General features: G+C 72.4%; 9 protein-coding genes. 4 read left to right on the top strand and 5 right to left on the bottom strand.

Features of this window, described 5'->3' with window-relative positions; all coding sequences use genetic code 11:
- Entirely contained in the window at positions 1–363 is a 363-nt protein-coding gene (gene rpl7ae / locus EFA46_RS08390; protein ID WP_123076749.1) for a 50S ribosomal protein L7Ae, read from the bottom strand.
- A 238-nt stretch (positions 364–601) separates the two neighbouring features.
- Between rpl7ae and tmcA the strand changes: the two genes are divergently transcribed.
- Positions 602–2,851, top strand: coding sequence for a tRNA(Met) cytidine acetyltransferase TmcA (tmcA, locus tag EFA46_RS08395; RefSeq protein WP_123076747.1), 2,250 nt, complete (start codon positions 602–604; stop codon positions 2,849–2,851).
- The gene (locus EFA46_RS08400; RefSeq protein ID WP_123076745.1) at positions 2,848–3,324 is read left to right on the top strand and encodes a DUF456 domain-containing protein; all 477 of its coding nucleotides are present in this window, start codon (positions 2,848–2,850) and stop codon (positions 3,322–3,324) included. Before tmcA ends, EFA46_RS08400 begins: the two co-directional genes overlap by 4 nt.
- Before the next feature lie 24 nt (positions 3,325–3,348).
- On the opposite strand, the gene EFA46_RS08405 is transcribed toward EFA46_RS08400, so the two are convergent.
- Entirely contained in the window at positions 3,349–5,106 is a 1,758-nt protein-coding gene (locus EFA46_RS08405; protein WP_123076743.1) for a glutamate--tRNA ligase, read from the bottom strand.
- A gap of 160 nt (positions 5,107–5,266) precedes the next feature.
- Between EFA46_RS08405 and EFA46_RS08410 the strand changes: the two genes are divergently transcribed.
- Positions 5,267–6,121: an aldo/keto reductase gene (locus EFA46_RS08410; protein WP_123076741.1), complete on the top strand. Its 855-nt coding sequence runs from the start codon at positions 5,267–5,269 to the stop codon at positions 6,119–6,121.
- Positions 6,122–6,159: 38 nt separating this feature from the next.
- Here the strand turns inward: EFA46_RS08410 and EFA46_RS08415 are convergent, their stop codons facing one another.
- Together EFA46_RS08415 and mvk are read right to left on the bottom strand one after the other, a co-directional pair.
- Positions 6,160–6,906 carry an isopentenyl phosphate kinase gene (locus EFA46_RS08415; protein ID WP_123077407.1) on the bottom strand — a complete coding sequence of 249 codons (747 nt, stop codon included), beginning with the start codon at positions 6,904–6,906 and terminating at the stop codon, positions 6,160–6,162.
- 37 nt (positions 6,907–6,943) lie between these two features.
- Positions 6,944–7,927 carry a mevalonate kinase gene (mvk, locus tag EFA46_RS08420; RefSeq protein ID WP_123076739.1) on the bottom strand — a complete coding sequence of 328 codons (984 nt, stop codon included), beginning with the start codon at positions 7,925–7,927 and terminating at the stop codon, positions 6,944–6,946.
- 87 nt (positions 7,928–8,014) lie between these two features.
- Between mvk and EFA46_RS08425 the strand changes: the two genes are divergently transcribed.
- The gene (locus EFA46_RS08425; RefSeq protein ID WP_123076737.1) at positions 8,015–8,821 is read left to right on the top strand and encodes a VOC family protein; all 807 of its coding nucleotides are present in this window, start codon (positions 8,015–8,017) and stop codon (positions 8,819–8,821) included.
- Here EFA46_RS08425 and EFA46_RS08430 read toward each other — a convergent pair.
- Positions 8,818–9,471 (bottom strand): sugar phosphate isomerase/epimerase, encoded by a 654-nt coding sequence (locus tag EFA46_RS08430; protein ID WP_123076735.1) that lies wholly within the window; start codon positions 9,469–9,471, stop codon positions 8,818–8,820. The two genes, EFA46_RS08425 and EFA46_RS08430, sit on opposite strands and share 4 nt — an antisense overlap.
- Between the last annotated feature and the right edge of the window lie 56 nt (positions 9,472–9,527).

A 9,527-nucleotide genomic window follows, 5' to 3' on the forward strand; every position in this document is an offset into this window, starting at 1 on the left:
CTACTTCAGCTCCTCGATCTTCGCGCCGATGTCCTCGACGTCGTCCTCCGCGTCGCCGGCGTCGACGACGGCGGCGGCGGCGGAGCCGACTTCGAGACCGGCGGCGACGCCGAGTTCGTCCTGCGTCTCGACGAAGATGTAGGGGATGCCCTTCTCGTCGGCGAGCTCGGGGAGGTGGAGGACGATCTCCTCGGGGGAGACGTCCTCGGCGACGAGGACGAGGTCCGCGTTGCCGCGCTCGACGGCCTTGGTCGTCTCGTTCGTACCCTTCTTGACACTACCGGTGTCGCGGGCGACCTCGAGCGCTTCGAGCGCTCGCTCCTGCAGGTCGGCCGGGACGTCGTAATCAACGTATACTGGCATTTTTACGTTCACCTACTCCCTCGGGCGGGCTTGCGCTCCGCCGCCGGCCGAAGTCCCGTGGCGACTAGGAGCATCATGACCCCCCGAAGGCTGTACCCCGTATTCCGAACCCCTCGGTTAAAAACGCTTTCAAAGCCCGCCGGAGTGCGAACGCGAGGCACGGACCGGACGCGGTCGCGACGCGGGCGCTGCGGCTCGGAAGGCAACGCCCTTCCTCCTCGCGCGCCAATTCCGCGTGATGACCGTCAGGGACGTCGCCAGTCGACTCCGCGCGGAGGCCCGCGCGACGAACGAGCGTCGCCTGCTCGTCCTCGCGGGAGCGGGCGACGCGGGCCTCGACGCCGCGCGCGAGGCGCTCGACGCCGCCGACGTCGCGATGGCGGACGCGACGCTCGTCGGCCACCGCGACGCGCTCGCCTGCGAGCACGTGACGCCGCGCGATGCGGGCGCCCTCCTCGGCACCACGCGTGAGGCCGTCGTCTACGACGCGCGCGAGGAGTGCCGGCCGAACGCCCTCGGACGCGTGACGGGCGCCGTCGACGGCGGCGGCCTCCTCGTGCTCGTCACGCCGTCGCTCGACGCGTGGCCGGCGCGACGCGACCGCTTCGACGAGGGGATGGCCGTCCCGCCGTTCGGCCGCGACGACGTCGCGGGTCGCTTTCGCGCCCGCCTCGTCGCGACGCTGCGCGCGCACCGGGGCGTCGCCATCGTCGACGTCGACACCGGAACCGTCGCCGACGACGGCCGCACGCATCCGGCGCCGCGACTGCCCCGCCCCGACCCGTCGCCGCCCGACGAGCACGCCTTCCCACGGGCGGCCTACGAGGCCTGCCGTACCCCCGACCAGGTCGATGCAGTCCACGCCTTCGAGGCGCTCCGCGACCCGGGGACGGCGGTCGTCGCGGAGGCCGACCGCGGCCGGGGGAAGTCGAGCGCGGCCGGCATCGCGGCGGCCTGCCTCGCGGACGAGGGGCTGGACGTCCTCGTCACCGCACCGTCGTTCCGGAGCGTCCGCGAACTCTACGCGCGCGCCGAGGGCGTCTGCGACCGCCTCGGCGTCGCCGCCGACCGCTCGGAGACGACGCGACTCGCCCTCGCGGACGGCGGCCGCGTCCGCTTCGCCAAGCCGCCGGCGGCCGCCGACCTGCCCGACGACCCGGACGTCGTCCTCGTCGACGAGGCCGCCGCGCTCCCCGTCCGCCTCCTCGAGGCGTTCCTCGACGCCCCCCGCGTCGCCTTCACCACGACCGTCCACGGCTACGAGGGCGCCGGACGCGGGTTCGACGTGCGCTTCCGGGAGACGCTTGCGGAGAGCGACCTCGACGTGGCGGACGTTCGGCTCGACGACCCCATCCGCTACGCCGCCGGCGACCCCGTAGAGGTGTGGGCGTTCCGCGCGCTCCTCCTGGACGCCCGCCCGCCCGTCGACCCGCTCGTCGCCGACGCCGACCCCGAGACCTGCGAGTACGCCGCCCTCGGGCAGGCGGCGCTCGCCGACGACGAACGCCTGCTCCGCGAAGCGTTCGGCCTGCTCGTCGCCGCGCACTACCGGACCGAGCCCGACGACCTCGCCCGCCTCCTCGACGCGCCGAACCTCCGCGTCCGCGCGCTGTGCCACGACGGCCACGTCGTCGCCGTCTGCCTCCTCGCCCGCGAGGGCGGCCTCGACGCCGAGACGCGCGAGGCGATGTACACCGGGAGCCGCGTGAAGGGGAACATGCTCCCGGACGTCCTCACGAGCCAGCTCCGCGACGAGGCGGCCGCCGCACCGGTCGGCCACCGCGTCGTCCGCATCGCCACCCACCACGCCGCGCGCTCGCGGGGACTGGGCTCCGCGCTCCTCGACGGCGTCCGAGAGGAGTTCCGGGAAGCGGACTGGCTCGGCGTCGGCTACGGCGCGACGCCCCAGTTGCTCTCCTTCTGGGCGCGAAACGGGTTCTCGACCGTCCACCTCTCCACGACGCGAAACGACACGAGCGGCGAGTACTCGGCGGTCATGCTCGACCCACTGAGCGAGCGCGGGGCGGCGCTGGCCGCGCGCCACGAGTCGTGGTTCGCGGAGCGCATCGCCGGCGTGCTCGCGGACAGCCTCACCGACCTCGACGCGGACGTCGCGCGCGCCGCGCTCGCCGCCTGCGACGCCACCCCCGAACCCGACCTCTCCGACGACCGGTGGCGCGTCGTCGCCGGCTCCGCGTACGGCTCCGCGATGTACAGCGTCGACCCCGAGCCATTCCGTCGCCTCGCCGTCTGCGCGCTCGTCCGCGACGACGCGCCGGCACTCGCCGCTGAAGAGCGCGACGCCGTCCGTCGCGAGCGCCTCCTCGTCCTGAAGCTCCTCCAGTGTCGGCCGTGGGACGACGTCGCCGACGAGCTCGGCTATCACTCGACGGGACAGGCGATGCGGGCGTTCGGCGACGCGCTCCGGCCGCTCTGTGACGCGTGGGGCGGCGACGCCGCCGAGCGCGAGCGCGAGCGCCACCGATGATGGACGCCGTCGTCCTCCTCGCGTTCGGCCTGCTCGCGCTCGGGATGGTCGGGAGCGTCCTCCCGCTCCTCCCGAGCGGCCTCGTCTCGCTCGCCGGCGTCGCCGTCTACTGGTGGCAGACCGGCGACCCGGGCGCGCTCGTCCTCGCGGCACTCGTCGCCCTCTGCGTCGTCGCGACCGCCGTCGACTGGTTCGGCGGCGCGCTCGCGGGCTACGCCGGCGGTGCCTCGACGCGGACCACCGTCCTCGCCGGCGTCGTCGGCCTCCTCCTGCTCCCGCTCGGCGGTCCCATCGGAATCGCCATCGGCGTCGTCGGCACTATCGTGGTCTGCGAGTACCGCCGCCACGGCGACGGCGAGAAGAGCGTTCGCGCGGCGCTCACCGCGAGCATCGGCATCCTCGCGTCCGTGCTCGTCCAACTCCTCTGCACGGGCGTCGTCTTCGGCGCGCTCCTCCTCGTCCACTACGTCTGAGGAGGCGTCGCGGCGGTCGCGTGGCTACTCGTGCGCGAAGTACGCGACAGTCTCCTCCTCACTTTCGCGGTCGTAGCGCGCGAAGCCGACGCGGACGAACTGCACGAGGTCGTCGGGTTCGTACGCCGCGTAGCCGGGTTCGGCGTAGCCGTGGACGTCGCCGTCCATGCGGCGCATCCGGACGGGCACGTTGTCGTCGGCGGGCACCCAGTGGACGACGTCGACGCCCTCCTCGCGCACGACGTCGATGTCGTCGTCCGTGTAGTTGAACTCCTCGCCGTCGTAGCGGACGGGGCCGTACCCCTTCAGCCAGACGCGCTCGCCCTCGGCGGGGAGGTCGCGGGACTCGACGAGCACCGCGTCGCCGACGGGGATGTCGCGCGTCCCGCGCTCCTCGTGGTTCGGGTGGACGGGCGGATGCGCGCTGTCGGGGCCGCCCGCGACGGGTACCTCGGTGGCCTCGTACGCCGTCTCGGCGTCGGGGTCGCGGGCGTCGAAGCCGTCGCGCACGAGGAACGCTCGCGCCGTCTCCTCGTCCACGAGGTCGCGGTTGTTCGCGTAGATGCTCGACATCGCGAGGTCGACGTCCGACGTCGAGGTGCCGAGTTCGACCATCGCGTCCACGATGGCGTCCCCCCGGATGCCGCGCCGGCGGACGCTCCGCAGGGTGGGCGCGCGCGGGTCGTCCCAGCCGTCGAGGTCGCCGGCGTCGATTCGCTCCTTGATGGTCGACGTGCTCATCTTCACGTCGTAGGCGTCGACCTGGACGTGGCCCCAGTGAACCACTTCAGGATACTCCCAGTCGAAGTAGTCGTAGACGAACTGCTGGCGCTTCGCGGAGTCCTGCAGGTCGATGCCGCGGATGATGTGCGTGATACCGAGGAGATGGTCGTCGATGCCGGACTGGAAGTCGAGCATCGGCCAGCACCGGTAGTCGCTCGCCGCCTCGCGCGGATGCGGCGTGTCCACCATGCGGAACGCGACGAAGTCGCGCAGCGCGGGGTTCTTGTGCTCGATGTCCGTCTTCACGCGCAGCACCATCTCCCCCGACTCGTACTCGCCCTCGACCATGTCCGCGAACTCCGCGCGGACGGTGTCGACGTCCTTCTCGCGGTGCGGGCAGGCCTCACCGGCGTTCTTCAGCTCGGAGAACGCCTCGCCCGAACAGCTACACGTGTAGGCCCCGCCCAGCTCGATGAGCTCGCGGGCGTGCTCGTAGTAGGTCTCCATCCGCTCGGAGGCTGTCACCACTTCGTCCGGCTCGAAGCCGAGGTAGTCGATGTCGTCGAGGATGGCGTCGTAGGCCTCGAGGTCGGGGCGTTTCGTCTCCGGGTCGGTGTCGTCGAAGCGCACCAGCATCCAGCCGTCGTAGCGCTCCTTGTACGTCCCGATGACCGAGGGCATCCGTGCGTGTCCGAGGTGCCACGGGCCGTTCGGGTTCGGCGCACAGCGCATCCGCACCTCCTCGTACTCCTCGGCGTTCGGGAGGTCGGGCAGCGGGTGCTCCTCGCCCTCGTCCTCGGCGTCGAGTTCCGCGAGGCGCTCGGGCGCGACCTCCTCGAGGCGCGCGCGCTTCTCCGCCTCGTCGAGGCCGTTCACCTCGTTCACGACGGGCGCGACGACGCCGGAGACCTCGTCGCCGTGCTCGCGGAACTCGGGGTTCTCGCCCATCAGCGGCCCGAGGATCGCGCCGACCTGGGCGTCGCTCTCGTGTTTCAGCGCGTTGAACAGCGCGTTCGCCTCGGCCTCCCGGCGAATCCGCTTGCGGAGGTCCTCGTCCATTAGGGGAGAATAGCCGGGGTACGAGGAAATTCGTTTGGATTCTCCGCCTCGCCGTCGCGAACGGCGGCGGTCCCGTGGGAGAGTCCCCACGACCGCGACGAAAGCCCGCCCGGCCTGCCGCCTCCCCAGCGACTTACCGGCGGCCGCTACAACCAGCGGTATGGTCAGCAACCAGAGCGACACCTTCGACATCGGCGGCGAGTTGACCGTCCACCGACTCGGCTTCGGCGCGATGCGCCTCTGCGGCCCCGACATCATCGGCCCGCCCGAGGACGAGGAAAACGCCCGCGACGTCCTCCGGCGCGCGGACGACGTCGGCGTCGACTTCATCGACACCGCCGACTCCTACGGTCCCGGCGTCTCCGAGCGCCTCATCGGCGAGGCGCTTGATGCGTCCCGCGACGACCTCGTCGTCGCGACGAAGGCCGGCCTCCTGCGGAACCGCGAGAGCGACTGGATCGCGCACGGCGACCCCGACTACATCCGCAATCAGGTGCTCGCGAGCCGCGACCGCCTCGGCGTCGAGACGATAGACCTCTACCAGTTCCACCGACCCGACCCGGACACCGAGTTCGAGGCGTCCGTGCAGGCGTTCGCCGAGCTGAAGGACGACGGCCTCGTGGAGCACGTCGGCCTCTCGAACGTCACCGTCGAGGAACTCGAGACCGCACGCGACCACGTCGAGGTCGCGACCGTCCAGAACGAGTACAACGTCGGCAACCGCGAGCACGAGGACGTCCTCGAGGCCTGCGAGGAGTACGACATCGGCTTCATCCCCTACGCGCCCGTCGGCTGGGGTGACGGCTTCGAGGGCGAGACGCGCGAGGCCGTCGAGTCCGTCGCGGACGCCCACGACGCCTCCGTCTACCAGATCGCGCTCGCGTGGCTCCTCGAGCACAGCGACGTCACGCTCCCGATTCCCGGCACCTCCAGCGTCGAGCACCTCGAAGCGAACGTCGCCGCGAGCGACATCGACCTCACCGACGACGAGCGCGCCACCCTCGGCGGCCTGTAGGGGCCCACACCCCCCACCGTTGCAAGTGTTTTCGCCGCTCAGTCCACGAGCGTTCCCGGTTCGCCGCCCGCGAGGAACTCCGCGAGCGCGTCCGGGCCGAAGAGCGAGACGGGCGCGTCGAGCGCGAGGAGCGCGCGGACCTTCCCCGCCATCCCGCCGGTGACGTCCGTCGCGTCGCTCCCGCCGAGGACGTCCGCGACGTCCGCGTACGCCGTTATCTCGGGAATCACGTCGCCGTCGTCGTCCAGTACGCCGGGAACCGTCGAGCAGACGCCGACGCGGTCCGCGTCGAGGCCGCGCGCGAGCGCCACGACGAGGTCGTCGCCGCTCACCACCGTCGCGCCAGCGCCGACGTGCGTCACGACGTCGCCGTGCAACACCGGCAGGAACCCCTCGTCGAGCTTCGCGCCGACGCCGTCCGGCGGGAGCGCCAGCGTCTCGTCGCCGTCGACGTATCCCGCCGAGTGCGGGTGGTGCGGGACCGCCGGGACGTCGCGCTCCCCGAGCGCCGCACACACCCGTTCGTTCAGCCGCCGCATCGCGCCGTGAATCTCCCGGACCGCGCCCGCGTCGTGCGTTCCCGACGCCGGCGAAACGTCGTGCTCGGCCGCATGCGGGTGCCCGAACGACCCGCCGCCGTGCACGAGCACGACGTCCGCGTCGTTCGAGGCGTCCGTCGCGTCCGCGAGCGCGTCCGCCGCCGCCGCGAGCGCGTCCGCGTCCACCGTCTCCGGCTCGTCCTTCGCCGTGACGACGCTTCCGCCGAGCTTCAGAACGGTCGTCACGCCCGACACCCCCGTCGACGGACGTGTTCGGCGTGCATCACTCCGCACGCACCCCCTCGTGGGCGAGCGACGCGCGGAACGCCTCCGCGCACGCCGGCGTCAGCGAGAGCGCGGTCTCCGTCGAATCGCCCGCGTCGAGCGCGACGATACAGCCGCCGCCGCCCGCGCCCGTCAGCTTCGCGCCGCTCGCGCCCGCGTCGCGCGCCGCCCACACCATCTCGTCCAGCGAGCGCGCGGAGACGCCGAGCGCCGACAGCAGCCCGTGATTGAAGTCCATCAGCCGCCCCAGCTCCGCGACGTCGCCCTCGGCGAGCGCGTCCTCGCCCTGCCGCACGAGGTCGCCGATGGCTTCGACGGTGTCTTCGGCGAAGTCGTACTCGTCCTTCAGCGCGCGCACCCCCGCGACGAGCGCGCCCGTGTCGTGACTCGCGCCGTCGTATCCGACGACGAACGGGAGGTCGGGCGCGTCCAGCGTCTCGCAGGCGTCGCCCTCCACGCGGACCGCACCGCCCATCGCCGAGCAGAACGTGTCCGCGCGGGAGGCCTCCCCGTCCTGCACCTCGTACTCCACCTCGTAGGCGTACTCGGCGACCTCTTCCGGCGCGAGCGCCACGCCGAGCTCGCGCGTCGCCGCGTCCACGGCCGCGACCACGACCGCCGCCGACGAGCCGAGGCCCGCGCCCAGCGGGATGTCGCTCTCGATTTCGACGTCGAAGCCCGCCTGCGGGCGACCCGCCGCGTCGCGCGCCGCCGCCACCGACGCGTCCACGTACCCCATCGCCGCCTCGATGAGCGGCGTCGGCACGTCCACGTCCGGCGACCCGCCGTCGACGCCGTACTCGACCGTGAACCCGTCCAGTGTCAAGTCGTCCGCGCTCACCCGCAGTCGGTCGTCGTCCCGCTCGCGGACCGTCACGGACGCCCGGCGCTCGATGGCGCACGGCACCGCCGGCTCGCCGTAGACGACCGCGTGCTCCCCGAAGAGGTAGACCTTCCCCGGAGCGCTCGAAGTGGTCGGCATACCCGAACACGCGGCGCCCCGCCGTAAGTACCCTTTCGGAATCCTCCCGGCCGCGCCGCCTATCACCCTCCGCGTGCAACCCGACGTATGCGCCCGGTCATCGACCACGTCCCCGTCGCCGGCTCCGACCTCGACACGCTCGTCACGCGCTTCGAGAACGCCGGCTTCGAGCCCCGCTACGGCGGTAAACACCCGACCATGGGTACCGAGATGGCGATGCTCGTCCTCCCGGACGGCTCCTACCTCGAGCTCCTCGCGCCCGTCGATACCGGCACACGGGCCGGCCACTGGCCGGAGTTCCTCGCCGCCGACGCCGGCCCCTGCGCGTGGTGCGTCGACGCCGGGAGCGTCCACAGCGAACTCCAGCGCGCCATCAGCCACGACGTCACCGTTCACGGTCCCGTTCGCGGCCGCCGCGAGACCGAGCACGGCGCCGCCGAGTGGGACGTCGGCTTCCTCGGCGGCGACGACAGCGTCCTCCCGTTCGTCATCTCCGACCGAACCCCCCGCGAGTACCGCGTTCCCGACAGCACCCTCTACGGCTCGCCCGTCTCCGGCATCGGCCGCGTCGTCCTCGCCGTCCACGACCTCGAGGCCGCCGTCGAGCGCTTCACCCGGCTCTACCGACTCCCCGCGCCCGAGCGCGACTACGACGACCGCTTCGGCGCGCTCGCCGCCTTCCCCGGACAGGACGCCGTCCTCTGCGAACCCGACACCGGACCCGTCCGCGAGCGCCTCGAGCGCTTCGGGCCGTGTCCCGCGTCCGTCCTCCTCAGCGCCGACGTCGAGGACGCCGCGACACGCCATCCGCTCGACGCCACGCGCACTCTCTTCGGGAAGCGCGTCCGCTTCGTCGAGGGCTTCGACTACCGGCTCGGCGTCGTCGAGCGCTAAGCCGCCTCGAAGCGCGCGAGCGCGTCGGCCTGCGCGTGCGGCATCACCTCCAACACGACGACGCCGTCGTAGCGCTCCTTCAGCGCCCGGGCGAGCGCGTCCATCGCTAGCTCGCCCTCCCCGAAGGGGACGCCGTCCGTCTCCGGCGTCGAATCCGTCAAGTGGACGACGCCGATCCGCTCGCCGTACGCCGCGAGCAACGCCTCGAAGCGCGACAGATAGTCCGCGTGCGCCATGAAGAGGTGTGCGGTGTCGAGCACCAACTCGTGGCCCCGCTCCAGTACCTGCGCCTCGACGTGCCGGACACTCGCGCCCGCCTGATTCTCGTAGCCGTGCGGTGCCTCGAAGCCCGCCGCCGCCAGCTCCGCCGTGTGCGTCATGTTCGCGTACTGCGTGTGGACGACGAGGTACGCGTCGAGCGCGCGCGCCAACCGATCCGCCGCCCGGAGCGGGCCGTGCTCGCTCGGCAGGACGTGTGGCGTATGGACGGAACAGACCGCCACGGGCGACGCCCGCACCGTCTCGGCGAGCGTCGCGACCCCCCTCTCCAAGAGCGCGGGCGTCACGTAGAGCTCGACCGCATCGAACCCGCGTCTCGCCGCAGCGGCGAGCGTCTCACGCGTCGGCCGGCACTTTCCAGCCACCTGCATACCGGCCCCCTCACGCCGCGCGGAGTTGTAACTACGGATTCGGCGTCGAAAGGAAT

The organism is Halarchaeum sp. CBA1220, from assembly GCF_003721175.2.
Lineage (GTDB): Archaea > Halobacteriota > Halobacteria > Halobacteriales > Halobacteriaceae > Halarchaeum > Halarchaeum grantii.